Source organism: Nonomuraea insulae (assembly GCF_042656245.1).
Genome location: NZ_JBHSPA010000097.1, coordinates 14,902 through 38,910, shown reverse-complemented (window position 1 = coordinate 38,910; position 24,009 = coordinate 14,902). Strand labels below are relative to the sequence as shown.

At 71.1% G+C, this 24,009-nt stretch carries 22 protein-coding genes; 14 read left to right on the top strand and 8 right to left on the bottom strand.

Annotation, left to right across the window (positions count from 1 at the left end):
• Window positions 1–93 precede the first annotated feature (93 nt).
• The 6 genes from ACFPZ3_RS58810 (at window position 94) to ACFPZ3_RS58785 (ending at window position 6,800) form a co-directional block, all read left to right on the top strand.
• Window positions 94–1,419, top strand: coding sequence for a cytosine permease (locus tag ACFPZ3_RS58810; protein WP_379523177.1), 1,326 nt, complete (start codon window positions 94–96; stop codon window positions 1,417–1,419).
• Complete coding sequence (locus ACFPZ3_RS58805; protein ID WP_379523176.1) at window positions 1,416–2,408, top strand: LLM class flavin-dependent oxidoreductase; 993 nt, start codon at window positions 1,416–1,418, stop codon at window positions 2,406–2,408. The genes ACFPZ3_RS58810 and ACFPZ3_RS58805 overlap by 4 nt, the downstream gene beginning before the upstream one ends.
• Complete coding sequence (locus ACFPZ3_RS58800) at window positions 2,405–3,583, top strand: M24 family metallopeptidase (RefSeq protein ID WP_379523175.1); 1,179 nt, start codon at window positions 2,405–2,407, stop codon at window positions 3,581–3,583. Before ACFPZ3_RS58805 ends, ACFPZ3_RS58800 begins: the two co-directional genes overlap by 4 nt.
• Complete coding sequence (locus tag ACFPZ3_RS58795) at window positions 3,580–4,827, top strand: threonine synthase (RefSeq protein WP_379523174.1); 1,248 nt, start codon at window positions 3,580–3,582, stop codon at window positions 4,825–4,827. The genes ACFPZ3_RS58800 and ACFPZ3_RS58795 overlap by 4 nt, the downstream gene beginning before the upstream one ends.
• Entirely contained in the window at window positions 4,824–5,780 is a 957-nt protein-coding gene (locus ACFPZ3_RS58790; RefSeq protein WP_379523173.1) for an LLM class flavin-dependent oxidoreductase, read from the top strand. The genes ACFPZ3_RS58795 and ACFPZ3_RS58790 overlap by 4 nt, the downstream gene beginning before the upstream one ends.
• A gap of 201 nt (window positions 5,781–5,981) precedes the next feature.
• Window positions 5,982–6,800, top strand: a complete 819-nt coding sequence (locus ACFPZ3_RS58785) for an alpha/beta hydrolase (protein ID WP_379523172.1) — start codon at window positions 5,982–5,984, stop codon at window positions 6,798–6,800.
• A gap of 15 nt (window positions 6,801–6,815) precedes the next feature.
• Here the strand turns inward: ACFPZ3_RS58785 and ACFPZ3_RS58780 are convergent, their stop codons facing one another.
• On the bottom strand, window positions 6,816–10,529 hold the full coding sequence (locus ACFPZ3_RS58780; RefSeq protein WP_379523171.1) for a WD40 repeat domain-containing protein: 3,714 nt from the start codon (window positions 10,527–10,529) through the stop codon (window positions 6,816–6,818).
• 240 nt (window positions 10,530–10,769) lie between these two features.
• Here ACFPZ3_RS58780 and ACFPZ3_RS58775 point away from each other — a divergent pair, with 240 nt between their 5' ends.
• Window positions 10,770–11,333: an RICIN domain-containing protein gene (locus tag ACFPZ3_RS58775; RefSeq protein WP_379523170.1), complete on the top strand. Its 564-nt coding sequence runs from the start codon at window positions 10,770–10,772 to the stop codon at window positions 11,331–11,333.
• Window positions 11,334–11,380: 47 nt separating this feature from the next.
• Here the strand turns inward: ACFPZ3_RS58775 and ACFPZ3_RS58770 are convergent, their stop codons facing one another.
• Window positions 11,381–12,172, bottom strand: a complete 792-nt coding sequence (locus ACFPZ3_RS58770) for an MBL fold metallo-hydrolase (protein ID WP_379523169.1) — start codon at window positions 12,170–12,172, stop codon at window positions 11,381–11,383.
• A gap of 59 nt (window positions 12,173–12,231) precedes the next feature.
• Here ACFPZ3_RS58770 and ACFPZ3_RS58765 point away from each other — a divergent pair, with 59 nt between their 5' ends.
• Window positions 12,232–12,621, top strand: coding sequence for a MerR family transcriptional regulator (locus tag ACFPZ3_RS58765; protein WP_379523258.1), 390 nt, complete (start codon window positions 12,232–12,234; stop codon window positions 12,619–12,621).
• Window positions 12,622–12,631: 10 nt separating this feature from the next.
• On the opposite strand, the gene ACFPZ3_RS58760 is transcribed toward ACFPZ3_RS58765, so the two are convergent.
• Window positions 12,632–12,967, bottom strand: a complete 336-nt coding sequence (locus tag ACFPZ3_RS58760; protein WP_379523168.1) for an aldehyde dehydrogenase family protein — start codon at window positions 12,965–12,967, stop codon at window positions 12,632–12,634.
• On the opposite strand from ACFPZ3_RS58760, the gene ACFPZ3_RS58755 reads away from it, so the two are divergent.
• A complete protein-coding gene (locus ACFPZ3_RS58755; protein WP_465263603.1) occupies window positions 12,942–13,838 on the top strand; it encodes a VOC family protein in 897 nt (298 codons plus the stop codon). The genes ACFPZ3_RS58760 and ACFPZ3_RS58755 overlap by 26 nt on opposite strands.
• A gap of 137 nt (window positions 13,839–13,975) precedes the next feature.
• Here the strand turns inward: ACFPZ3_RS58755 and ACFPZ3_RS58750 are convergent, their stop codons facing one another.
• Window positions 13,976–16,702, bottom strand: a complete 2,727-nt coding sequence (locus ACFPZ3_RS58750) for a family 20 glycosylhydrolase (protein WP_379523167.1) — start codon at window positions 16,700–16,702, stop codon at window positions 13,976–13,978.
• Between the two features lie 347 nt (window positions 16,703–17,049).
• Here ACFPZ3_RS58750 and ACFPZ3_RS58745 point away from each other — a divergent pair, with 347 nt between their 5' ends.
• Window positions 17,050–17,466, top strand: coding sequence for a nuclear transport factor 2 family protein (locus tag ACFPZ3_RS58745; protein WP_379523166.1), 417 nt, complete (start codon window positions 17,050–17,052; stop codon window positions 17,464–17,466).
• A gap of 10 nt (window positions 17,467–17,476) precedes the next feature.
• Here ACFPZ3_RS58745 and ACFPZ3_RS58740 read toward each other — a convergent pair whose 3' ends face one another.
• Complete coding sequence (locus tag ACFPZ3_RS58740; RefSeq protein ID WP_379523256.1) at window positions 17,477–17,617, bottom strand: hypothetical protein; 141 nt, start codon at window positions 17,615–17,617, stop codon at window positions 17,477–17,479.
• Window positions 17,618–17,859: 242 nt separating this feature from the next.
• On the opposite strand from ACFPZ3_RS58740, the gene ACFPZ3_RS58735 reads away from it, so the two are divergent.
• A complete protein-coding gene (locus tag ACFPZ3_RS58735; RefSeq protein WP_379523165.1) occupies window positions 17,860–18,057 on the top strand; it encodes a hypothetical protein in 198 nt (65 codons plus the stop codon).
• Window positions 18,058–18,144: 87 nt separating this feature from the next.
• Here the strand turns inward: ACFPZ3_RS58735 and ACFPZ3_RS58730 are convergent, their stop codons facing one another.
• Window positions 18,145–18,798, bottom strand: a complete 654-nt coding sequence (locus tag ACFPZ3_RS58730) for a class I SAM-dependent methyltransferase (protein ID WP_379523164.1) — start codon at window positions 18,796–18,798, stop codon at window positions 18,145–18,147.
• Window positions 18,799–18,835: 37 nt separating this feature from the next.
• Here ACFPZ3_RS58730 and ACFPZ3_RS58725 point away from each other — a divergent pair, with 37 nt between their 5' ends.
• Window positions 18,836–19,273, top strand: a complete 438-nt coding sequence (locus tag ACFPZ3_RS58725) for a MerR family transcriptional regulator (protein WP_379523163.1) — start codon at window positions 18,836–18,838, stop codon at window positions 19,271–19,273.
• Between the two features lie 263 nt (window positions 19,274–19,536).
• Here ACFPZ3_RS58725 and ACFPZ3_RS58720 read toward each other — a convergent pair whose 3' ends face one another.
• Together ACFPZ3_RS58720 and ACFPZ3_RS58715 are read right to left on the bottom strand one after the other, a co-directional pair.
• Window positions 19,537–20,634 carry a sensor histidine kinase gene (locus ACFPZ3_RS58720; protein ID WP_379523162.1) on the bottom strand — a complete coding sequence of 366 codons (1,098 nt, stop codon included), beginning with the start codon at window positions 20,632–20,634 and terminating at the stop codon, window positions 19,537–19,539.
• A complete protein-coding gene (locus tag ACFPZ3_RS58715) occupies window positions 20,631–21,293 on the bottom strand; it encodes a response regulator transcription factor (RefSeq protein WP_379523161.1) in 663 nt (220 codons plus the stop codon). Before ACFPZ3_RS58715 ends, ACFPZ3_RS58720 begins: the two co-directional genes overlap by 4 nt.
• Window positions 21,294–21,435: 142 nt before the next feature.
• On the opposite strand from ACFPZ3_RS58715, the gene ACFPZ3_RS58710 reads away from it, so the two are divergent.
• Window positions 21,436–22,935 (top strand): DUF1349 domain-containing protein, encoded by a 1,500-nt coding sequence (locus ACFPZ3_RS58710; RefSeq protein WP_379523160.1) that lies wholly within the window; start codon window positions 21,436–21,438, stop codon window positions 22,933–22,935.
• Between the two features lie 116 nt (window positions 22,936–23,051).
• Window positions 23,052–24,008, top strand: a complete 957-nt coding sequence (locus ACFPZ3_RS58705) for a D-2-hydroxyacid dehydrogenase family protein (protein ID WP_379523159.1) — start codon at window positions 23,052–23,054, stop codon at window positions 24,006–24,008.
• Window position 24,009 lies beyond the last annotated feature (1 nt).

The window sequence follows — 24,009 nt, the reverse complement described above, 5'->3', positions numbered from 1 at the left end:
AGGACCGCCTTTCAGATTCACAGCCTCCCACGTGGTGAGGCGACAAGCGGCTGCCCGACTATGGAACAGCACAATACGGGCATGGGAGATGCGATGAGCACACAGACGGCGGACCAGAGCACACTGGCCACCGATCTCGACGACCACGCGCTCGAGCCGGTGCCGAGAGACCGTCGCAAGTCCCTGTTGCAGATGATCATCATCCAGATCGGCTGGAACATCAGCGTCAGCAGCTTCCTGGTGGGCGGTGTCGTCGGCGGCGGCACGACGTTCGGCGAGGGGATGGCGGCGATCGTGGTCGGCAACCTCGTGCTGGCGGTCGTCGCCGTACTGGTCGGGCTCGTCGGTTACCGAACCGGGCTGTCCAGTTATCTGGCGGCCCGGGCGGTCTTCGGCCGGCACGGCGCGGCACTGGTGTCACTGATGCTCGGTGTCATCGCGATGGGCTTCATCGGCGTACTGATGGACACCTGGGGCGGCGCGGTCAGCAAGCTCATCCCCGCGGTGCCCCCCTGGGCGTTCGTGCTCGCCTTCGCGGTCGCGATCACGTCCACGTCGATCTTCGGGATCAAGGGCCTGGTCCGGTTCTCGGCGGTCGCGGTGCCCATCGAGATCGGCATCGCGCTGGTGGCGCTGGTCAAGATCGGCGGAGGCGACGGCGGCTTCGCCGACGTTCTCCAGCACGTGCCGGTGGCTCCGATCGGGTTCGCCAGCGCGGTCGGAGCGGTGATCGCGACCTGGGTCACCGGCGCCGCGCTCGTCGGTGACGTGGCCAGGTACGCGAAACGTCCGCGAGACGTGCTGATCTCGGGTTTCTGCGGGTTCATCGTCGGCGCCGGGGTGTTCGAGACGATCGCCACGATCTCGGCGATGAAGGTCGGCAACAGCAACTTCGTGCTCGTCATGCAGGGCCTCGGACTGCTGGCGCCGGCCGCGGTGATGCTGGTGCTGGCGCTGTGGAACACCGCGGACAACAACCTGTACTCGGCCTCGCTGGCGTTCACCAACGCGTCGAGCAGTATCCGGCTGCGACTCAGCAAGCCGGTCTGGACACTCGTGTCGATCGTGATCGCGGTCGTCGTGGCGTTCAGCGGGCTGGCGAACTCGTTCCTGACGTTCCTGACCATCATCGGGCTGGTCGCACCGCCGTTCGCCGGTGTGCTGATCGCCCACTTCTGGGTGCTGGCGCGGCACAGCTCCGGCCGTGAGCTGCTGCGGACGGCACCCGCGGTACGAGTCGAGGCGCTGGTCGCGTGGCTGGCCGCCGCCGTCCTGTCGAAGATCACCGACGTGCTGCTCGCCGACCCGATCGAGGGCCTGGTGTTCGGTTTCGTGATCTACGCGGTACTCGGCTGGGGCGTGATCCTGGTCAAGCGCCGCGCGAACTCGCCCGCCCTGCAGATTGGAGACGCGTCATGAGGTTCGGACTCGGCGTGCCGACCGGCACGGAAGGCCTGATGTACCCGGTGCCGTATGCCGACATCGACCAGGCGGTCCGGCTCGCGCTCGAGGCCGAGCGGCTGGGCTTCGACTCGGTCTGGGGCAACGACCACGTGACGACCCAGGCGTACGTGCGGGAGGAGTTCGCGCAGCCGCCCCGCTACTACGACCCGTTCGGGTACCTCAGCTATGTCGCGGCCGTCACCGAGCGGATCCGGCTGGCCACCGCGATCATGGTGCTGCCGTTCCGCAACCCGGTGGTGGCCGCCAAGCAGGCCGCGACGCTGGACCGGTTGTCCGGCGGGCGCGCCGTCCTCGGCGTCGGGATCGGCGCGTACCGCGAGGAGTTCACCGCGATGAACCCCGGCGCCAAGCTGAACCGGGGCGAGCACGCGGCCGAGGCGATCCAGGCGCTCAAGGCGCTGTTCACCCAGCGCCGGGCGAGCTACCAGGGCCGCTGGGTGTCGTTCGAGGACGTGGAGTCCTACCCCAAGCCGGTGTCGACGCTGCCGATCCTGTCGGGTGGGAACGCGCCGGCCTCGCGGACCCGGGCCGCGCTGTACGGCGACGGCTGGCTGCCGGCCTGCCTCACCCCGGCGGAGGTCGCCCGGGGCGTCGACGACATCCGCGCCCAGGCCGAGGCGGCACGCGACGGCCTGCCGGCCGGTTTCGAGGTCGCCCTGCAGCTCGCGGTCTGCGTGGCGCCGACCATGGAGCAGGCGTGGCAGAAGTTCCGCGCCTCGCAACTGCACAACCACATGGTCTCGCTGTCGAAGACCACGCTGAAGGATCAGGGCGTCGAGGACCTGGCGACCCGCAACCTGATCGGTACCCCGGAGAGCATCCGCGAGCGGGTGGAGGCGTACCGCGCGGCGGGCGTCGACACCCTCGCCGGCCTGCTGTTCGCCGCCAACACCGTGGAGGAGACCATCGACGCGATGAGCGAGTTCAGTGAGGTGATCATGTGACTGAGCGTGTGACGGGGACGCCCGGCGTCCCAGCCGTCGACCAGGCAGAGCTGGCGGCGCAGCGGCTGCGGCGGCTGCGGTCCGCACTGACCGGCGCCCCCTTCGACGCCGTGGTGCTCACCACCCCGGAGAGCGTCTTCTACGCCACCGGATACCGGGCCGTGGCGACGCCGCTGTTCCGTGCCCACGCGATGGCGGCGGTGGTGACCGCGGACGACCTCTGGCTGGTCTGCCCCGCCGCCGACACCGCACCGGCCGCTGACCTGGGCCTCCCTGAGGACCGCCTGGTTCCGTTCGGCCGCTTCTACTTCGAGACGGCCACGGGCTCCCCGCTCGCCGCGATGGCCGACCGGCACCCGGATCTGCCGTCCGCGCTGGCCACCGTCATCGAGGCCACGGGTGACTCGATCCGCTTCGGGGTCGAGAGCCTCGCCGCCGTGGAGCTGCCCGGCGCGGTCGACGCCGCCGGCTGGATCGCCGCCGTGCGGGGTGTGAAGCTGCCCGGCGAGATCGAGCTGCTGCGGTACGCGGCACGGCTCGCGCTCGCCGGCGTGGAGGCCGCGATCGACGCCGCCGCTCCGGGGATCACCGAGCGCGAACTGGCCGGGACCGTGGCCCAGGTCATGATCGCCGGCGGCGCCGAGCCCCGCTTCCTGGTCGTAACCACCGGCCCGCGCTCCGCCCTCGCCGACGCCCACGCGGGTGAGCGTGCCTGGCGTCCCGGCGAGCTGGCGAGGTTCGACGTGGGCTGCCTGTACGCCGGTTACTGGTCCGACATCGGCCGTACCGCGGTGCTGGGCGCGCCCGACGCGACGCAGGCGAGCCGGTACGCCGCCATCCTCGACGGCCTCGACCAGCAGCTCGCGCTGGCCAAGCCGGGCGTCCCCGCCGAGGAGCTGTTCGACGTGGCCATGGACTCGGTCCGCCGCGGTGGCATCGGCCACTACCGCCGCCAGCACTGCGGGCACGGCATCGGCGCCGCGGTGTACGAGCCGCCGATCATCGCACCCGGTGTCGGCACACCTGTCGAGCCTGGGATGACCTTCTGCTTCGAGACGCCGTACTACGAGATCGGCTGGGGCGGGATGATGGTCGAGGACACGCTCGTGGTGACCGACGACGGCGTCGAGCGCTTCATCGAGTCACCCCGTGAGCTCCTGGTGGTGGACGCGTGACGAAGCACTACCTCAACCGGCTCAGCTGCCTGCGCTGCAAGCGGCACTACCCCGATCCCAGTATCGAACTGCTCGGCCGCGGCTGCCCGGCGTGCGAGCACGACGGCGTGCCCGCGAACCTGGTCGCCGACTACGAGATCCCGGCGCTCGGCGAGATCCCGGCCGACGACAGCCAGCCGGGCCTGTTCCGGCACCGGGCGCTGCTCCCGCTCCGCGACGACACGGCCGCGGTGAGCCTGGGCGAGGGCGGGACCCCGCTCGTCGCGCTGCCGGCGACAGCCGAACGCCTGGGCCTCGACGCGGTCTACGTCAAGGATGAGACGCGCAATCCGACCTGGTCGTACAAGGACCGGCTCGCGGCCGTCGCGACGACCAAGGCCGTCGAACTGGGCGTGGAGGCGGTCGTGGTGGCCAGTACCGGCAACCACGGCGCGGCGGTCGCGGCGTACGCGGCCCGGGCCGGCCTGAAGTGTGTCGTTCTCACCGTCGCCTCCGTGCCGAGCACCATGAAGACGCTGATGCAGGTGTTCGGCGCCGACGTGGTGGCCCTGGACCGCGCGCCCGACCGCTGGGTGCTGATGCGCCGGCTGACGGAGGAGCGCGGCTGGTTGCCGATGTCCGGTCACGCCAGCCCGCCCGTCGGCTCGATCAGCTACGGGCTGGACGGTTACAAGAGCATCGCCTACGAGATCGTCGCCGACCTCGGCAGGGTCCCCGAGTTCGTCGTGGTACCGGTGGCCTACGCCGACGGCCTGACCGGGATCTGGCGCGGCTTCGCCGACCTGGTCGCGCTCGGCGTCGCGGACCGGCTGCCCCGGCTGGTCGCGGCCGAGCCGTTCGGGCCGCACCGGGACGCGCTCGCCCGCGGCGCCGAGGTCGCGGGACCGGTCCCGGCCGCACCTTCCGTGGCGTTCTCGATCGCCTCGCCGTTCGGCACGTACCAGGGGCTGGCCGCGCTGCGCGCCACCTCGGGGCATGCCGTCGCCGTTCCTGACGACGAGCGGATCCTCGACGCTCAGCGCCGGTTCGGCACCGAGGCGGGGCTCTACCTCGAAGCGTCCTCGATCACCACACTGGTGGCCCTGGAGGAGCTGGTCGCGCGGGGTGAGGTCGCCGCGGACGCGACGGCCGTGCTGCTCGGCACGTCGACGGGGCTGAAGGACGTCGGCGCCACGGCGGCCGCGCTGCCCGACGTGCCGGTGATCGAGCCCACGCCGGCCGCGCTGGACCTGGCGCTGCGATGAGGCTCGCGTTCTCGATCTCCGGTCACCGTACGGCGTCCTCCGCCGTCCAGATCGCGCGCGCGGCCGAGGACGCGGGGTACGAGAGCGTCTGGGTCACCGAGGACTACTGCGAGCGCGGCGCGTTCACCCTCGCCGGCGCCATCGCGGCCGCGACCGGACGGATCAAGGTCGGCATCGGTGTGGTGAACCCGTTCACCCGGCACCCCGCGGTCATCGCCATGGAGTTCGCCGCGCTCGAGGAGATCAGCGGCGGACGGTCCCTGCTCGGGCTCGGCGCGAGCAACTCGCGATGGATGACCGACCAGCTCGGGATCCCGTTCGACCGGCCGATCGGGCGGCTCGCCGAGGCCGTCGACGTGATCCGCGCGATGATGACCGGCGAGCACGTGCGGTTCACCGGCGAGCACTTCACCGTGGACACGACGCTCGCCTTCACGCCACCGCGCACCCGTCCCCCGATCGTGCTGGGCGTCAAGGGACCGAAGGCGATGGCGATGGCGGCGGACCGCGCCGACGGGCTGCTGCTGTCGATCCTGTCCGCACCGCCGTACGTCGCGTCGGTCCGGGAGCGGGCCGGCGCCGGTGTCGAGCTCTCGGCGTACGTCGGCCTGTCGGTGGACGACGGAGATCCGGCGGCCGCGCGCGATCGTGCCCGGCTCGGCGTGGCGACGTACCTGGGCGTGCACGGCGACCACGAGATCACCCGGACGGCGGGGCTCGACCCCGAGCTCCGCACGGCGTTCCGGCAGGGCTGGCGCGACGGTGCGCCGCGCGTCGACCTGGTCGACGACCAGGTGCTGGATCTGTTCACCGCCGCCGGATCCCGCGCCGACGCGGCCCGTTATCTGGCGCGGCTGGCCGACAGCGGGCTCGACGTCGCAGTGGTCCGCGACGACCCGGCCGCCGACGTGCCCGACCTGCTCCGCACCGCCGCCGAGCTCGCCCGCGGTTGACGGACCGGCCGAACCGTCACCTGCTGTGGCGGATCGCCATCCGTACGGCGGTGTAGATGACGACTGCGGCCGCGGCCATAAGCAGTCTTTAGTCCCCTTTGAGTTACCTCCACGCCGTTCGAGGCAGCAGACCCGAGTCACAGGCCGCCAGCGCTAGGGGACGAGATGTCAGCTTCACGCCGTGGGACGATGATGACCTTCATGGCGGCGTTCACCGTGGTCACCATGCCGGCGGTCGGCGCCCAGGCGGCCACGGCGGCATCCGCCCTCACCGCCCCCCTGCCCTGCCGGTCACCGGGCCAGGCCAAGCCGACGGTCGTCATGGTCCACGGAGCCTGGGCCGACGCCTCCAGCTGGAACGGCGAGGCGGACGCCCTGCGACGGGCGGGCTATGTCGTGCGCGCCATCGCCAATCCGCTCCGCGACCTGACCAGCGACGCCGAAACCGTCGCCGACTTCCTGAAAACCGTTCACGGCCCGATCGTGCTCGCCGGCCACTCCTACGGAGGCTCGGTGATCACGAACGCCGCCGCGAACGTCCCCGGCGTCAAAGCGCTCGTGTACGTCGACGCCGCCGCCCCGGAGATCGGGGAGACCACCGCCCGGCTCAGCGGATCCGGCTCCGCCCTCAGCGCGAACCCGGACTCGCTCTACGACACGGTGCCCTACGCGGGAGCACCCCAAGGAGCCAACGACCTGTATCTCAAGCAGGACCCCTTCGTCCGCTCCTTCGGCTCCGACCTGCCACGGGAGACCGCCGTACGCCTGTGGGCCGCCCAGCGAGCAGCCTCGACCAGCGCATTCATGACCCCGTCGAAAGCCGCCGCGTGGAAGACCATCCCGTCCTGGTACTTCATCAGCACCGGCGATCGCATCATCACCCCGGACTCGCAGAGGTCCATGGCCGGCCGGGCCCACTCGAAAGTCACCACGTTCCAGGGCGGATCACACCTGACACTGATCTCCCACCCCGACGCGGTGACCTCGGTGATCGGATCGGCGATCTGCTCCGTGCGCTAGAGAGCGTTCCCGCCATCAGCACACGGGTTCGGGCGTGATGAACGCGTCGTACGCCCGCCACTCCCGTTCCGTCAGATCCCGCCCCACCGCCCGGCACAGCACCGCCACCGCCGCGTCCGCGTCGAAGGCCCAGCGGATGATCCGGCCGTCGTCCGCGCCCGCGATCAGCGAGTTGTCGGCGAGGAACGCCAGCGACCTGATCGCGGACTGGTGACCTGAGAGGATCTCCGTGCGCCGCCGGCTCGCGACGTCCCACACCTGGACGGTCTGGTCCTCGCTCGCCGCGGCCAGGCGCCGCCCGTCCGGGCTGAAGCCGACCGCGGAGACCGGCCTGCTCTGCCCGCCCAGCGTGGCGACGGGCGCGCCGTCGGCGAGGGACCAGAGTTTGACCGTGCGATCGGCCCCGGCCGTGGCGGCGAGCCTGCCGTCCGGGCTGATCGCCACGTCCTGCACCGCGCCCTGCCCCGTCTCGATCACCTGGTGGTCCCTGCCCGTGGCCAGGTCGCGGACGATGAGCCTGCCGTTCGGGCACCCGAACACCAGCAGCCGCCCGCCGGGGACGAAGGCGACCGCCGAGACCGTGTCGCCCGCGGACCCGCCGGCGGCGGGGACCTCGGCGCCTCGATCCCACAGGAACTGCCGCACGGCCGTCGCCGCGACCCGGTCGCCGGTCGCGTCCAGCGCCACGTCGGTGGCGGCGCCCATGCCGGTGAAGCGGATCGCCTGCCCGCGCCGCCGCAGGGTGGCGACGTCCCACAGGGTGACGGTGTGGTCGCGGGTCAGCGCGGCCAGCAGGCTGCCGTTCCCGCTGAGCGCCAGGGCCATCACCTGGTCGCCGTGACCGGTCAGTACGCTCACCTGCCGCCCACCGGAATCCCACAGCCGCACGGTGCGGTCGTCCCCGGCCGAGGCGATCGCCCGCCCGCCGGCCGCCAGGTCGTTCACGGGGGTGGTGTGCCCGGCGAACGGCGGCAGGATCGGACTGTGCAGCGTGATGTGCCTGCCGAAACCGGCGATGGCCAAGGTGCTGCCGTCCTCGGACAGCGCGATCGCCGCGGTCTCGGTGAGGCCCCTGTCCTGGTAGCTGAACACCGGCTCGCGGCGGGGGATGTCCCAGACGGTGACGGCCCCGTTCTCGTCGGCCACGGCGATCCTGCCCCGTACGGGGGCGGAGATGCTCCAGGCGTAGGTCGGCCTCCCGGGCAGGCGCCAGGTCATCCGGGGCTTGGCGGGTTCGTCCAGGTCCCACAGCAGGACGCCTTTGCGGTCGGAGGTCGTGGCCAGCGTCCTGCCCGCCGTGGCGAACGTCAGCTCGTGCACCTCCTCGGCATCGAGCTCGGCCTGCGGCGTGACCGTCGCCGCGTCCCACACGACCGGTTTCCCGCTGGTGAGGCCCACCGACACCAGCAGCCGCGCGTCGGGGCTGTAGGCGAGCGCGCGGATCGGCTCGCGGATCGGCTCGGTCCGCCCTTGGCGCGGGTGCGCCACCCACGAGTCGCGCGCCCAGTCCCACAGCGCGATCTCCCCGTTCCCGGTGCCGACCGCGACCGTCGTGCCGTCCGGGCTCAGGTCTATCGCGAGCGGGGCTACGGCGAACGTCCGCTCGGCCAGCCTGCGGCGGGCCGGCACGTCCCAGACGGTGATCAGCCCGCCGTCAGAGGTGAGGCTGGCGGTGGTGAGCCGTCGCGCGTCGTCGCTGAAGGCCGCGCGGAAGGCGTAGAAGCCGGGTCCGGCGAGCGTGGCCACCCGGGTACGGGTCCGCGGCGACCACAGGCTGATGTCCCCGCCGTCCTGCGCGGCTGCGAGCAGCGTGCCGTCCCGGCTGAAGTCCAGGCCGTAGGCGCCCCTTTCGCCGGTGTCGAGCTGGGTCCTGCGCGGTACCGCGGCGGCGCTGAGCAGGCTGCCCCTGCTTTCGGCGTCGGGGTGCAGGCGGAAGGCGGCGATCGCCAGCAGCGCGGCCAGATCGGGGTCGGTGGAGGACAGCAGCCGCGACTCCCCCGACAGGTGCCGGGCCAGCGTGATCACCTGTTGCTCGCGGGCCTCGATGCCGCTCCGTACGGCCGTCACGCCGCCAAGCAGCGCCAGGACCAGCAGCACCGCCATCGCGACGAGCAGCCGGCGCAGCAGGCGGATCCGGCGCCGCGCGGTCCGCTCCTCCGCCTGCCGCAGCTCGTGGCCGGCCCGCAGGAACGCCCGCTCCAGCAGGTTCGGCTCCTGGGGATGGCGCTCGGCCCACGCCGCGGCGGCCTCCAGCTGGGCTCCGCGATACAGGGCGCCCTGGTCGCGGTCCAGCGAGTCCCAGACGAGGGCGGCCTCGGTCAGCCGCCGGTGCACCACCAGGTCGGCCCGGTCGTCGGTGAGCCAGCGGTGCAGGCGTGGCCAGGCCCGGATCAGCGCCTCGTGGGCCAGCTCCACCGTGTCGCCGTCCACGACCACGAGCCGGGCGGCGACCAGGCCGCGCAGCACGGTGGTGGTCAGCGAGGCGTCGGCCACGCCGTCCAGCTCGGAGCGGGCGATGGGCCGGCGGGTGTCCTCCGTGCCCTCGCCGAGCGCGCACAGCCGCAGCAGCACGGCCCGGCACGTCCGCCGCTGCCCGGCGGTGAAGGCGTCGTAGGTCTCCTCGGCGCTCTGGGCGATCGCGCCGCGTACGCCGCCGGTGCCGCGGTAGGCGTCCAGGGTCAGCGCGGAGCCCGTACGGTGCCGCCATGTCTCGCGGAGCGCGTGCGAGATCAGCGGCAACGCGCCCGGCTCGGCCGCCGCCTCGGCCAGCAGCGTGGCGAGGAGGTCGGCGTCCACGCTCAGCCCCGCGCCCGCGGCGGGCATGACGATGACCTCCCGCAGCTCCTCCTCCGGCATCAGCCCGACCAGGATCTGGCCGTCGTGCGCCAGCACCTCGACCAGCCCGGGGTACTGCGTGAGATGCGGCAGGAAGTCGGCGCGCACCCCCAGCACCATCGTCGCCCGTCGCCCCGGGCCGCGCGCGGCGTCGACCAGCGCCTCGACGAAGCGGACCCGCTCGTCCTCCCGCGCGCACAGCGTGAACACCTCCTCGAACTGGTCGACGACCAGCAGGACCCGTACATCGTCCGGCCCGGTGGCCAGCACGTTGCGGATCGCCACGTCCAGAGCGGACGGGTCCTCGCCCAACCCCGCCGGCGCGTCCGTGCCGGCCAGCTTGGCCACCTGCTGCGCCAGGGCCTCCATGGGAGCCGCGGTAGGCGTCATCAGGACCACTCGCCATCGCGCCGACAGCCGCGGCTCCCGCGCGATCCGTCCCACCACTCCCGCCCGCAGAAGGGAGGACTTGCCGCTGCCCGACGCGCCGAAGACCGCGACCACCGACCGGAGTGCCGCCCTGTCCAGCACTTCGCCGACGAGGCGGGCGCGGCCGAAGAACAGCTCCGCCTGTTCCGGCTGGAACGCCACCAACCCCGGATACGGGGACATCTCGCCGTCCGCGGGGTCGTCAAGGACCTCGGGGGCGGCCGGCTCACGCGCCGCTGCCCTCCACCGTGCCTCCCACTCGGCGGGATCGCCGCCGCAGGCCGTGACGTACGCCAGCGTCACCGCCAGGGAGGGCAGCCGCTCCCCCTTGGCCGCCTCCGCCAGGGTGCTGGCCGAGAAATGAGCCCGCTGCGACAACCGGCGATAGCTGGGACTGCCCGCCTGCTCCCGTAATCGCCGCAACTCCCACGCCAGCGACTGCACCGGGCCGTCCTGGGGATCCAAGGGTCGTTCCGGTCGTCCCATCCTGTGTGTTCCCTTCGACGCGGCGGCAGAGCCCCTTTGCCACATTGTCCGGCGTTGTTTGTCCTGCCGCGCCAACCGTGCCGGACAAACCCTGCGCGCCTTAGACCAGAGGGTGCGGGCCAGGGGCGGCCTGCGGAGACCCGCAGACAGACGGCGCCGACGGGGGGCGCACGTCTCCCCTCCCCCGCGCTCTCACCCCCGACAACAAGGGAGATGAACGTGCACAAATCGGTGAAAGCATGTGTCCGGGCCGCGACCGCGGCCGCCCTGCTCACGCTGCTCACCTCGCTGGTGACGCCGGCGCCGGCCGGCGGGCGCCTCGAACTGACCTCCAGCGGTACGAACACCGCTCTCGCCACCACCCGCATCCGCAACCAGAACTCAGGACTGTGCCTGGCCGCACGAGCAGGCACAGGCGAACGGCCGGCCATCCAGACCACGTGTGACTACCAGGTCGGCAGGGACTGGCCCGACCAGCACTGGACACTGGAGAAAGTGGTCAGCGGCACGGACATCTACCGCCTCAGGAACCAGGAGCTGAACCTGTGCCTGGCCGCACGTGGCTCCGGCGAGGTCCAGGCGATCGCGACCACCTGCGACCGGGACACCGGCCACGAGTGGCGGGACCAGCACTGGATTTACCTGTACGACGGGGCGACGGGCCACCGGTGGCAGAACCGCGCCTCGCTCAATTGCCTGGCCGCTCGCGGCACCGGTCAATCCCCGGCGATCACGACGACGTGCAACGCTGACTGGGTGGACCAGCACTGGAACCTCCAGTAGTACCGGGCACCCGCCGGCCCCGGCCGGCGGGTGCGCCGACTGCGCCCTTACCCGGTGTATTCGGCCAGCTCCCAAGGGTCGTGGGCGGAGATGACCCGCACTCCGTGGTCGTGCGCGAGCGAGCGCAGCGTCTCCTGGCTGGACACGCGGCGTTCCGGATCCACCTGCGCGTCGAGCTGGACCACGTCGAAGAGCGGATGCGACCGGGGCGTGCGCGACAACTCGCCGTGGTAGAAGTACGCGTCCCCGGCGTGCAGCAACCAGCGCTCGCCGTCGTTGACCGCCACCCCGGCGTGCCCGCGCGTGTGTCCGCCGAGCGGGACGAGCAGGATGTCCTCCGGCAGGCCCGCAGCCGGGCGTACCCCGTCCACGCCGAGCCAGCGCGTGCCCGTGCCCGGATAGGTCTGCCAGCGGGGCCCGTGCGCCCAGTGGCCAGGACGGTAGCGCCGGTTCGGCGCCTGCGCCAGGGCGTCCTCCAGCTCCGCCTCCATGACGTGCACCTGGGCGTGCGGGAAGTCGGGCAGCCCGCCGCTGTGGTCGACGTCCAGATGGGTGAGCAGGATGTGGCGTACGTCGGCGGGATCGTGCCCGAGCGCGGCGACCTGCCGCACGGCCGTCTCGGCGGGCGCGAGCACCGGTCCGACCAGCTCCGCCCACTCGCGATCGAGCGACTCGGCCGGCTTGGCCACGTCGTCCAGGCCGAGCCCTGCCTCCACCAGCACGAGCCCGGAGGCGGGGGTCTCGATCAGGAGGGCGTGGCAGACCGCGCGGGCGGGCGCGGAGCCGTCGAGCGCGTCGATCTCGCGCATGGAACCGAGGTTGAGGTGATGAATTCGCATGCCGACTAGACTGCAACTTGAAGCGTGGTTCAAGTCAAGGAGTCGACGTCGTGGACGACATGTTGGTGGACATCGGCGAGGTGTCCAGGCGGACCGGGCTGGCCGCGTCGGCGCTGCGCTTCTACGAACGCAAGGGGCTCATAGAGGCCGAAGGGCGGAACGGGCTGCGGCGGGCGTACCGGCCGGAGACGCTCGACCGTCTGGCGCTCATCACGTGCGCCCGCGACGCCGGGTTCACGTTGTCGGAGATCGCCGAGTTCCTGCGGGCCAAGCCGTCCGACACGCGGCTGCGTGAGCGCATGGCCGCCAAGGAGCGTGAGGTGGACGAGCGCGTCTCCCAGCTCACCCGGCTGCGCGACAGCCTTCGCCACGCGGCCGTGTGCGAGCATGATCCGCTGGTCGAGTGCCCCGAGTTCAAGCGTGCCGTAGGCAGAGTGCCCCAGGGATGACGGCCGGGCCTCAGCCTTTTGACGCTCCACGCTGCAGAGACTTCAGAACGAGGTACTCCTCGACACCGTGGACACCGCGCTCGCGCCCGTACCCGGAGTGTTTGACCCCTCCGAACGGCGCGTCCCACACCGTCGGAGCGTCGTTCTGTATCACGCCGCCGACACGAAGCTGCCGGGCGACGCTGTCGAAGCGGGCGTCGTCGTCGGTCCACACGCGGGCGATGAGGCCGAACCGGGTCCCTTCGGCGAGCTCGATCGCGTGCGCTTCGCCGCCGGCCGGCTGAATCGCGAGCACGGGCCCGAACACCTCCTCCTGCACGATCGGCGCGCCGGGGTCGTCGGCCACGACAACTGTCACCGACCTCGCCGCCTCCCGCGAGTTCTACGTCGACGTGCTGGGCCTGACCGTCACGGAGGAGGACGACGAGACGATCTACCTGCGCTCGCTCGAGGAGTTCATCCACCACAACCTCGTGCTGCGCAAGGGGCCCGTCGCCGCCGTCGCGGCGTTCTCCTACCGGGTCCGCACCCCCGAAGACCTCGACAGGGCCGTCGCCTTCTACCGGGAGCTGGGATGCCGCGTCGAGCGCCGGGAGGACGGCTTCGTCAAGGGCATCGGCGACTCCGTGCGCGTGGAGGACCCGCTCGGCTTCCCGTACGAGTTCTTCTACGCCGTCGAGCACGTCGAGCGCCTCGCCTGGCGTTACGACCTCCACACGCCCGGCGCCCTCGTACGCCTCGACCACTTCAACCAGGTCACGCCCGACGTGCCCAAGGCCGTGCGCCACTACCAGGACCTCGGGTTCCGCGTCACGGAGGACATCCAGGACGCGGACGGCGTCGTCTACGCCGCATGGATGCGCCGCAAGCCCACCGTCCACGACACCGCGACCACGGGCGGCGACGGTCCCCGGATGCACCACGTCGCGTTCGCCACGCACGAGAAGCACAACATCCTGGCCATCTGCGACAAGCTCGGCGCGCTGCGCCGCTCCGACGCCATCGAGCGCGGCCCCGGCCGCCACGGCGTCTCGGGCAATCCCGTCGTGCCCAGCTGGTACACCGATGCCTCGCTCGTACTGGACCTCGACGGCAACCCGCAGCCCGTCGTGGCCCGCACCGACGCGAGCGAGATGGCGGTCACGATCGGCGCCGACGGCTTCTCCTACACCCGCAAGGACGACACCGAAGAGTACAAGCTGGGCAACCAGCTCTAGGAGGGGGCGCGCTTCGTGCTCGTCGGCGCCGATGTCGCCCTCGTCGCACGCGCTTCGGAGGCCCTCGCGACAACCTTCATCCACGGTACGGGCGCTGCGACAGGCGCTTCGTACTGACCACCGCCTGGCCGAACCGGCTACAGCCTGGCGCACTGCCCCGACTTCGGACCGGACACGGTGTTCGGCCGCCCGGCGTTGGTCGGCGCAGGGAAATTCCCCGAGCACGACAGTGGCCCGCCGACGTGGTTACCGGCGACGATCGTCGTCGCTGTGTTGTTCCGCAGGACGAGCGGGCCACCCACAGTCGTGCCGTCGATCGTCACAGGACCCGTCGTGCCGGTGACGCTCACCGGGCCCTTGATCGTCGCCGGCGCGCAGTCCCCGTCGCGGTTGCCGAGCCATACCCGCGTGCCACTGGCCAGGCTGGCCGGCCCGGACACCGTGGTATCGCAGAGCAGCACGCCGACGGCCCCGGACGCCGTCAGCGGGCCGCGCACTTCTGACCCGGACGCGTAGAGCCCGGCACCTGTGCGCACGGTCACGGATCCGGTGATCGTCGCGTCATCGAGGCACGTGACACCCGAGGTGACGGTCAAGGGGCCACTGTGCGTCCCTGCGATCGTCTTCGTGCAGGACGGGACGCCGGTCGCGATGAACGACACCGCCCAGGTCCGGTCCTGATGACGGTAGGTGACCGTTCCGTGGTACACCTGGTCCGCTGGATAGGAGTGGCTCCCGCTGACCGACATCAGGCCTCTGCCCTGCCGTTGGCTCGCCAGGTAATCGCGTCCCGCGATGCCGGCCGGCTCCGTCGGGGATCCGTCGCCCCAATCGATCACGGCCGCGAATTCGCCGGGCGGAATAGAGCCGGCGGTCATCCGCGCCAGCGGCGCGTTGCTCAGGGTCTTGTCCGCGCCTAAACGGGCGACCGTCCCCATCGCCGCCGCAGTCCAGGTGACCTGGGAGATGGTGCCGAAGTTCACGTTCGCGAACGCCCACCGGGGTCCCGCCACGCTGAGCCGCTGGCGATACGCGTCGTAGTCCTGGGTGAGTGTCTTGGGTGACCAGGCCTTTTCCAGGATTCCGGCCAGCCGGGGGAAGACCATGTACTCGTTCGTGGCCAGCCCACGCATCTGCTCGCCCCAGATGGGCGCCTCGATACCGAGGATGTCCTCCGCCTTCGGCCCGCCGTAGGCGGGTTGTGCCCAGACCGACCGGTACTTCTCGTACACCCATTCCGGGTCCCACGAGTAGGACTGGAGAAGCTCCGTCCGCGGTGTCCTGCCGGGGGACCCGTCGTACCCGAAGTCGAGATAGGCGTTGTATTCCGGGGTCACGATGACGTCCCGGCCCTGGTTGAACCACTCGGGCTTGATGAGCGGGGGCCCACCGCCGGTGTAGTCGGACCAGTAGTGGTTGATCGAGGTGGAATTCGCTGCGTATCCCTCCAGCGCTGGGTTCCAGCCCATCATCCGCTTGCCGTTGTCGTTGACGATGATCTCCATCTGCCGGATCCACCACTTGTAGTCCTCGTGGCGCATCCCGATGGCCTCGTCCCCGCCGATGTGGATGACGGAGGCGGGAGAGATCGCGGCAAGCTGCGCGATCGCGTCTCTCCAGAACGCGAGGGCCCGCGCACTGGCCGGGTCGTTCGGGTCGGTGCAGAACCGGTCGGTCTGGGTCTGGCCCTGGCAACCCATGACCGCGAGGCCGCCCAGCGCTCTGACCACCGCCGTGGCGTGGGCCGGGCCCTCCAGTTCGGGGACGATCTCGATGAACCGGTCGGCCGCGTACTTGACCAGGCCCTTGAAGTCCTCTTGCGTGTAGGAACCCGCGAGGCACGCCGCTCCGTTGCACCCGGTGCCGTCCAGCGCCGGGTAGCCCTTGATCTCAAGGCGCCAGGACTGGGAATCGCTCAGGTGCAGGTGCAGTTGGTCGCCCTTCAACGCCGCCAGCTGGTCGATCATGGACCTGATCTCGGCCACCGTCAGGAAGTTACGGGCAGGGTCGAGCTGGAGACCTCGATGCGCGTATCGGGGGTAGTCCACGACCGTTGTGGGCTGTGCCGTCCATGGCCCCATGCCGCTGGTGGGCGAGTAGCTCGCGGCCGGCAACAACTGCCGAAGGGTCTGAAAGCCGTTGAACAGGCCGTGCGCCTTCGGGGCCACGAGCTCCGCGCCCGCGCTTGACACCGTGAGAGAGTACCCTTCGGCCGCGGCGACCTCGTTGCCCTGGGGAAGCCCGGGCACCGGCGCGAGGGTGAGGGCGATATCGGCGGCGCCGGCGGGACCTGTCACCACGGGCAGCCTGAACCCGGTGGCCGGCCGCAGGTAGCCCGCGAGAATCTCAGCCGTGGCGGCGAGGCCGGTGCCGGAGATCACGATCCGGGATTCAGCCGTGAGCTCCCACGGCCGGCCGGTGCCGGGCGTCTGCCGCACCGGCACGGGAATGATCTGCCCCACGACCGGCGCCGGCTTGGGGCCGGACCACACCTGGAACTCGTTGATCGTGTATCCGGTCGTGGAATTCGTGGCCAGGGCCTGCATCCGGACGCAGGAGATCGGGTCCTTACGATCGATCACCTGGGAATCCCTGTCGCTCGGATTCACCACGTGGGCGACCGTCGACCACGTCTGGCAGCCGGCGTCCGTGGCCACCTGCAGGTCGTACTCCGCCGGCTTGGCCGGAGACGTCCAGAGGCTGGACACCTCGTAGACCGGAGCGGGCTCGGCCAGCTTGACCTGGAACCAGTCCCGAGTCGGGTCATAGCCGCCCCCGACCGACGCATAGTTCGAGGTCCAGCCGTTGTGGACGAAGACGTCGACGGCGTTGGCGGGCGCGTACGTCGCATCGGGCTTGGTCATCCGTTGAGACTTGGCGGAGGCGACCGCACCCGGCAGAAGGGCGAGATTAACGCTCTCGGAAGGTGCGGGGTCTGCGGACGTCGTGGGCGTAGCCGGTCCCACCATCAGCGGGACGAGAGCTGTGGCCAGCAGCGATAAGAACGAGAACTGCACGTCACTCCTTACCTCGGGGTGCCGCATACCTCCAGGTGCTGTCCTGGAGGGCGGCCGTGCCGGCGATTTTCTCGCCCGACTCGATGGTGTTCTTGGGGGGTGACTGGTCTATACCCCTCTGACCTGGGAAGATGGGATAGGTGGGATCTGCAGTGCGAGGCGGCGACATTCCTTCTGATCATGAGGGCCAACGGGTGGACAGCGCAATCGATCCTGAAGCCGAGATCCGGGCTCGGCTCCAGCACCATTGGGAGGCCTCCGAACGCGGGGACGTCGACGCTGAGCACGCGATCTACGCCGCGGACGCGATCCTCGACTACCCGCAGTCGGGCGAGCGCTTCAGAGGCCGGTCAAGGATCCAGGCGCAACGAGGCGGGCACCCGGCCGAACGCCACTTCACCATCCGCCGGATCCTGGGCGGCGGCGGCCTTTGGGTGAGCGAGTGCGTCATCACCTATGACGGCGTGCCCACCTACTCGCTCAGCGTCATGGAGATCACCGATGGTCTCGTCACGCACGAGACCCAGTACTTCGCCGACCCCTTCCCCGCCTCTCCCGGGCGCGCCGCGCTCGCTGAGCCGATTCCGGTCCACGACCGGCCAGCCGATTGAGCTGCGTTGATCAGGCGAGTGCGCCGTCGTCGTACACGACGTCACCGCCGATCACGGTGGCGCCGACGGAAAGAGTGGCGATGCGGTCGGGCGCGACCGTGAGCAGGTCGTCGGACAGGACGGCGAAGTCGGCCAGCATGCCGCGCGCCAGCCGGGCTGCATCGCCATCGGCACCACCCCTCCCCCGGCCGGGCTGGCAGCGCTACGGCTGCGCCGGCGCCGCATCGCCGCTTCCAGGCACCGGCCGCGCACCCGCTCTCCGGCGAACCCAGTGAACCCGGCGAACCGGGGGACCCGGCGACCCCGGCGAACCGGGCGAACCCGGTGACCTCGAACTCCGCGAGCCGGCCGCCTACCCGCTGATCCTCAGCGGACAGCGCGGTCCGCCGTACCGTGGACGCCGCGCTGCACGACCACGGCCTGCACGTCGATCTCGCGGGCGAGACCCGTTCCGAGGCGATGGCCCAGGCGCTCGCCGCGGCCGGCCGCGGCGTGTGCGTCGTCCTCGACAACCCGCAGTTCGGCCTGCGGGCACGCACGCTCACCGCCGGCGGCGCGCCGCTCACCATCACCTTGTACGCCGACCACTAGGCCCGCGACGAGATCGCCACCGTCATGAGCGACATGTCACAGTGGCTCGATCCGCTGACGCTGGACGGCGGAACCACCTGGCGCCGGTCATGACGGCACGCCGGTCGGATTGTCGGCGAGCACACAGGCGACGGGCGGGTCGAGTTCGAGGGTCTCGACCCGGAGGTGGGTGAAGCCGGCCTGGGTGAGCAGGTCCTGGAGCTCTTGGGCGGCTCGGGCCGTGGTGTCCCGGGTGGCGCCGGGGCTGCGGGGCTGGCTGACGAGCGCGATGCGGCCTGCGGGGCGGAGCAGGCGGCGCAGTTCGCGAAGCCGCTCCACCGGGTCGGGCCAGAATCCCGCGGAGTTGACGGCGAGGATGGCGTCGAGCGGATCGCCGAAGCTCGGCAACCGCTCCACGGAGGCGTGCGTGAGGTGCACACGCCCGTCCCGGACGGCGGCGGCGTTACGACGGGCGGCCTGCCGGACCATGGCCTGCGAGTGGTCGACGCCGAAGACGTGGCCCCGGGTGGCGCGGCCGGCGAACTCGGCGATGGCGATGCCGGGGCCGAAACCGATCTCGAGCACCCGGTCGGTGGGCTGAACGTCCAGCAAGGACACCGCCCAGATGTTGCGCTTCCGGTTGGAGGGGCGAAGAGCGAACATCCAGCCGTTCGCCCACCCGACGATGCCCCGGGGGTGGTGCGCCTGGCGCACCAGATATCTGATCACGCGTTGCTTGAGGGATGTACCTGCTGTCTGCATGATCGCCAGTCAACGGCTTCAAGTATGCTTGAAGTCAATGAGCGAGCAGTTGACGATCGGCGAGCTGGCGAGCCGCACGGGTGTCGCCACCTCCGCCCTGCGCTACTGGGAGGAACTCGGCCTGCTGCCGGCGCCGGCCCGGGTCTCCGGCCAACGGCGCTACCCGCCGTCGGCGGTCGAGCTGGTCGGTCTGCTCTTGTTGCTGCGAGGTGTCGGGTTCACCTTGCGGGAGGTCAAGGCGTTCATCGCGTCTCGTTCGCCGGCCGGCGACGGCTGGCGGGAGCTCTACCGGCGTAAGCTCACCGAGCTGGATCAACGGATCGCCCAGGCTCAGGTCGCACGCACCGCCATCGCCCATGGCCTGGCCTGCCCCCACGAGAACATCCTCGAATGCTCCAAGTTCGCCGGCGGGATCGCGGCGCTCCTGGCGGGATCTTCCCTCGAAGAGGCTCACGAAGAGGCTCATTCGCGCTGACCTTCCCGGCTTTGGCCCGCAGCTATTACGTCATCAAGAACAACTCCACCGGATTCTGTCTTTCCGGCGACTGGGCCGGCAACGTCAAAACGATCACCTGCGAATCGGAACCGGGCACCTCGCAGCCACGCTACGAGCAGCAGCCCGCCTCTACAACGGGACCGTGAATCCGGTGGCCGCGTCGTTGTGGAAGGCGACCTGCCTGACGTCCGGCGGCTGTGCGGCCGACCTTTGGGGCCCGCCCGTTTCGTTTCCGGCAGCCGTCAGGGATGGTTCCGACGAAACCGCACGGTGATGGACAGTCCGCCTTCGTGGCGGGCGCTGGTGGTGAGGGTGGCGTGGTGGGCTTGGGTGACGGCATCGACGATGGCGAGGCCGAGACCGAGGCCGTTGCCGTGACGATCGGGCGCCAGTTTCTGGAAGGGCAGGAAGAGGCGCTGGATCTGGTCGCCGGGGATGACTGGCCCGCTGTTGGTGACCGTGAGGGTCGCCTCCGTGCCGGAGGTCCGAGTGGTGATCTCCACGTGCCCGTCCGGGTGGTTGTGGCGGATGGCGTTGTCGATGAGGTTGGCGACGAGGCTTTCGATCAGTCTCGGGTCGCCGGCCGTCACTGCGGGGGTGAGGTGTTCGGCGAGGTCGATGCCTGTCTCCGTGGCTTGGTCGCGGCGGGAGGCGAGCACTCCCGCGACGAGCTGGGTGAGGTCGAGGGTGTCCCAGCGGGTGACGCCGCGCTCGCTGGTGGCCAGGGCGAGCAGCGCCTGGACGAGTCGCTCCTGGTGTTCGCCCAGAGCCAGGGCCTCCTGGCAGACCGAGCGCAGGGTCTCGGCGTCGGCTTCGGGATCGGCGAGGGCGACTTCGAGGAGGGTGCGCAGGCCGGCGAGCGGGGTGCGCAGCTCGTGCGAGGCGTTGGCGACGAAGTGGCGTTGGGCGTCGAAGGAGGCTTGCAGGCGGGCGAACAGGTCGTCGAGGGTGTGGCCGAGTTCGGTCAGCTCGTCCGCAGGCTCGCCGAGGTCGAGGCGCCGGTGGAGGTTTCCGGCGGAGATGACTCTGGCGGTGGTGGTGATGGCGCGCAGCGGCTGCAGGAACCGGCCGGCGACGTACCAGCCGAGAGCCAGGGCGACGGGAATCAGGATGACCAGGGCGACGGCGGATCCGGTGAGGAGCTGGGGCAGGCTGATCCCGGGCCCGGTTTCGGCGATCGTGCCGGAGGAGGAGGGGCCTTTGGGCCTGGCCTGCTGGATGCTGGCCAGCGGGACGTCGACGAATATGAGCACGAAGGTCCCGGCCGCGTAGATGCCCGCCGCGTAGGCGAGCGCGAGCCGCGTCTGCAGGGATCTTCTGGCGAGCTGCTGGGAGGTCATGCCGATCCGATGCGGTAGCCGCCTTCGCGGATGGTCTCGATCACGGGCGGGTCGCCGAGCTTGGCCCGCAACCGGTGCATGGTGTGCTTGACGGCGCTGCTGAAGGGGTCGGCGGCCTCGTCCCAGACGCGTTCGAGCAGTTCCTCGGCGGAGAGGACCAGGCCGGGCACGGCGAGCAGGCATTCGAGCAGGGCGAACTCCCTGGGGCTCAGCTCAAGGCGCCGGCCGGCCCGGAACGCGACGCGGCGGGCCGGATCGAGGGTGATGTCCCCGCACGCCAGGGTCGGCGGCAGCGGTGGGGTGGCGCGGCGGGCCAGGGCACGGACGCGGGCGACCAGTTCGGCGAACGCGAAAGGCTTGGGCAGGTAGTCGTCGGCGCCGAGGCTGAGCCCGTCGACGCGGTCCTCGATCGTGCCGGAGGCGGTGAGCATCAGCACGCGGGTCTCACAGCGGCCGTGGGCGAGCCGCCGGCAGATCTCGTCCCCGTGGACGCCGGGCAGGTCGCGGTCGAGGATCACCACGTCGTAGCGGGTGACGGCCAGGCGCTCGACGGCGGCGGTTCCGTCCAGGACGACGTCGACGGCCATGCCCTCGCGGCGCAGCCCGGTTCCGATGGAGCGGGCGAGGACCTCGAAGTCCTCGGCGACGAGGACCCTCACCGCGTCTCACCGCCGGTCGTCATGCGGCCGAACCTGCCGCCGGGTCGAGGTGCCATGCCCTGACGATGCCAGATCCCAGGTTCCAGCCGGGTCGCAGCCGGTGCGACCGTGCCGGAACCGGGCACCGCGTACAACCGTCGGCATGAGTTCATTCACGCCTTACCGGCGGGCCGGGCAGAACGGCTTCTCCCAGGTGCTGCGCGCGGAGTGGGCCACGTTCCGCTCCGTGCGCGGCCGGGTGCTCACCATGGCGGCCTCCGTGCTGGTCACCGTGTCGATCGGACTGCTGATCGCCGGGGGTGCCCGCAGTACTTGCGTGACCTGGAAGGGCGACGGCCCCTGCCCCGCGCCTTTGGTGGGACCCGATGGTACGGCGGTCACCGACAGGTACTACTTCGTGCACCAGCCGCTCAAGGGGAACGGCAGCATCACCGCCCGTGTGTCGGACATGACCGGGCAGATGCGGCTGCCGGACGCCGTCCCCGGGGTGCGTAACGTCAAGAAGGGGGTGGTGCCGTGGGCGAAGGCCGGGCTCCTGGTCAGGCAGAGTCTCACGCGAGGCACGCCGTACGCCGCCGTCATGATCACCGGCGGCCACGGCGTGCGGATGCAGCACGACTTCACCCACGACGTGGCCGGCGGTCCTGTGCGGGGGCCACGGTGGCTGCGGCTGACCAGGTCCGGCGACACGCTCACCGGCTACGAGTCGGGTGACGGCGAGCTGTGGACCGAGGTCGGCACGACCGAGCTCACCGGGTTGCCGGAGACGGTCGAGATCGGGCTGTTCGCCACCTCGCCAGGTGTGTTGTGGGACATGGCGAAAGCCTTCGCCCAGGCCACCGCCACCTTCGACCAGATCAGGCTGCGGGGCGCGAACGGTTCGTGGCGGCATGACGACGTCGGCGTCTCCTTGGGGCCCGACGGCAGGACCCCGCATCACCCGGGCGGGGTCGTCGAGTCCGGCGACAAGCTCCTCGTGACCGGGGGCGGTGACATCGGGCCCGCCACGGTGGACGGCGGTCTGCGCGCTGACCTCCTGCTGACCGGCGGGGCCGTGGGGCTGATCCTGGTGCTCGGGGCGGCGGCCACGTTCTTCAGGACCGGCCTGCCGGCCGAGCCGCATCAGGCGCGGCTGCTGGCGGCCAAGGCCGTGGTGGCCGGCGCGTTCGCGTTCGTGGCGGGGCTGGTGACCTCGGGGGTCGTGGTCCCTGTCGGCCTGGCGATGTTGCGTGCCCATCAGAACCCGATCCAGCCGATCACCCTGGGTACCGAGCTCCGGGTGATCGTCGGCTACGCGGCGCTGACCGCGGTCGCCGCCGTACTGGCTCTGGGCCTCGCCGCGCTGGTCAAGCGGGTGATCGTGGCCATCGGGCTGGCCATCGCGCTGGTCGTCGTGCCCTACCTGCTGGCGTCCGCGGGGCTGGTGCCGTGGCTGCTGATGATCACCCCTGCCGCCGGGTTCGCGATCACGCAGAGCATCCCCACGTTCGCCCATGTGGACGTGGACCAGTCACTGATCGGGGGCTACTACCCGCTCCCGCCATGGGCAGGTTTGATCGTGACCTGCGGCTACGCCGCCCTCTCCCTCGGGGCGGCGATGGCCGTACACCGCCGGAGAACCTCACGTCAGGTCCGTGCCTGATCGACCAGGAGTGGTCGTCGACGTGCCGATCCTGTCCGACAGGGTGCGGCGGCATGACCGCCTTGCGCGCCCGGGCGTGCGTCTTGTACGCCGCGTCCCCAGCGTACAGTGATCGTATGAAGATCGTCGTTCTGGACGACTACCAGCGGGTGGCCCGCGACCTGGGGCCCTTCGACTCCCTGCCAGGCGATGAGGTCGAGGTGCTGCACGAGCACATCGCCGACCCGGACAAGCTGGCGGCCGCGCTGCGCGGCGCGGAGGTCGTCGTCGCGATGCGCGAGCGGACGCCCTTCCTGGCCGAGACCTTCGACCGGCTGCCGGATCTGCGTCTGCTGGTGACCACGGGCATGGTCAACGCGGCCATCGACCTGGCGGCGGCCGCGGCCCACGGCGTCACGGTCACCGGCACCATGTCCGGCACGACCAAGAGCTCGAACACCGCCGAGCTGACCTGGGCGCTGATCCTGGCCTGCCGGCGGCACGTGGTGACCGAGGACCGGGCGCTGCGCGACGGCCGCTGGCAGACCACCGTCGGCACCGACCTGGCCGGCAGCACGCTGGGCGTGCTCGGGCTGGGCCGGTTGGGCACGCAGGTGGCGCGGATCGGCCAGGCCTTCGGCATGCGGGTGATCGCGTGGAGCCAGAACCTGACGCCCGACCGGGCGACCGAGGCCGGCGCGACCTGGGTGCCCAAGGACGAACTGCTCGCCACCAGCGACGTCCTCACCATCCACCTCAAGCTCAGCGACCGGACAACCGGGCTGGTAGGCGCGGCCGAACTGGCCGCCATGAAACCCACCTCGATCCTGGTCAACACCTCGCGCGGGCCGATCGTGGACGAGAACGCGCTGGTCACCGCGCTGACCACCGGCACGATCGCCGGGGCAGGGCTGGACGTCTACGGCACCGAGCCGCTGCCCGCCGGCGACCGGCTGCGCAGCGCGCCCAACACCGTGCTGCTGCCGCACCTCGGGTACGTCACCGAGGCCGGGTATCGCTCGATGTACCAGCAGGTCGTCGAGGACATCGCGGCCTGGAGGGCCGGGTCCCCGATACGGGTGCTGACGGCCTGAG

Excerpts from the sequence above, each read along its gene's own strand:
- ACFPZ3_RS58710 (WP_379523160.1), top strand. The coding sequence starts at position 21,436 with ATGAGTTCATTCACGCCTTACCGGCGGGCCGGGCAGAACGGCTTCTCC.
- ACFPZ3_RS58750 (WP_379523167.1), bottom strand. The coding sequence starts at position 16,702 with ATGACCAAGCCCGATGCGACGTACGCGCCCGCCAACGCCGTCGACGTC.
- ACFPZ3_RS58790 (WP_379523173.1), top strand. The coding sequence starts at position 4,824 with ATGAGGCTCGCGTTCTCGATCTCCGGTCACCGTACGGCGTCCTCCGCC.
- ACFPZ3_RS58770 (WP_379523169.1), bottom strand. The coding sequence starts at position 12,172 with ATGCGAATTCATCACCTCAACCTCGGTTCCATGCGCGAGATCGACGCG.
- ACFPZ3_RS58730 (WP_379523164.1), bottom strand. The coding sequence starts at position 18,798 with ATGCAGACAGCAGGTACATCCCTCAAGCAACGCGTGATCAGATATCTG.
- ACFPZ3_RS58810 (WP_379523177.1), top strand. The coding sequence starts at position 94 with ATGAGCACACAGACGGCGGACCAGAGCACACTGGCCACCGATCTCGAC.
- ACFPZ3_RS58805 (WP_379523176.1), top strand. The coding sequence starts at position 1,416 with ATGAGGTTCGGACTCGGCGTGCCGACCGGCACGGAAGGCCTGATGTAC.
- ACFPZ3_RS58765 (WP_379523258.1), top strand. The coding sequence starts at position 12,232 with ATGTTGGTGGACATCGGCGAGGTGTCCAGGCGGACCGGGCTGGCCGCG.
- ACFPZ3_RS58705 (WP_379523159.1), top strand. The coding sequence starts at position 23,052 with ATGAAGATCGTCGTTCTGGACGACTACCAGCGGGTGGCCCGCGACCTG.
- ACFPZ3_RS58725 (WP_379523163.1), top strand. The coding sequence starts at position 18,836 with ATGAGCGAGCAGTTGACGATCGGCGAGCTGGCGAGCCGCACGGGTGTC.
- ACFPZ3_RS58720 (WP_379523162.1), bottom strand. The coding sequence starts at position 20,634 with ATGACCTCCCAGCAGCTCGCCAGAAGATCCCTGCAGACGCGGCTCGCG.
- ACFPZ3_RS58785 (WP_379523172.1), top strand. The coding sequence starts at position 5,982 with ATGGCGGCGTTCACCGTGGTCACCATGCCGGCGGTCGGCGCCCAGGCG.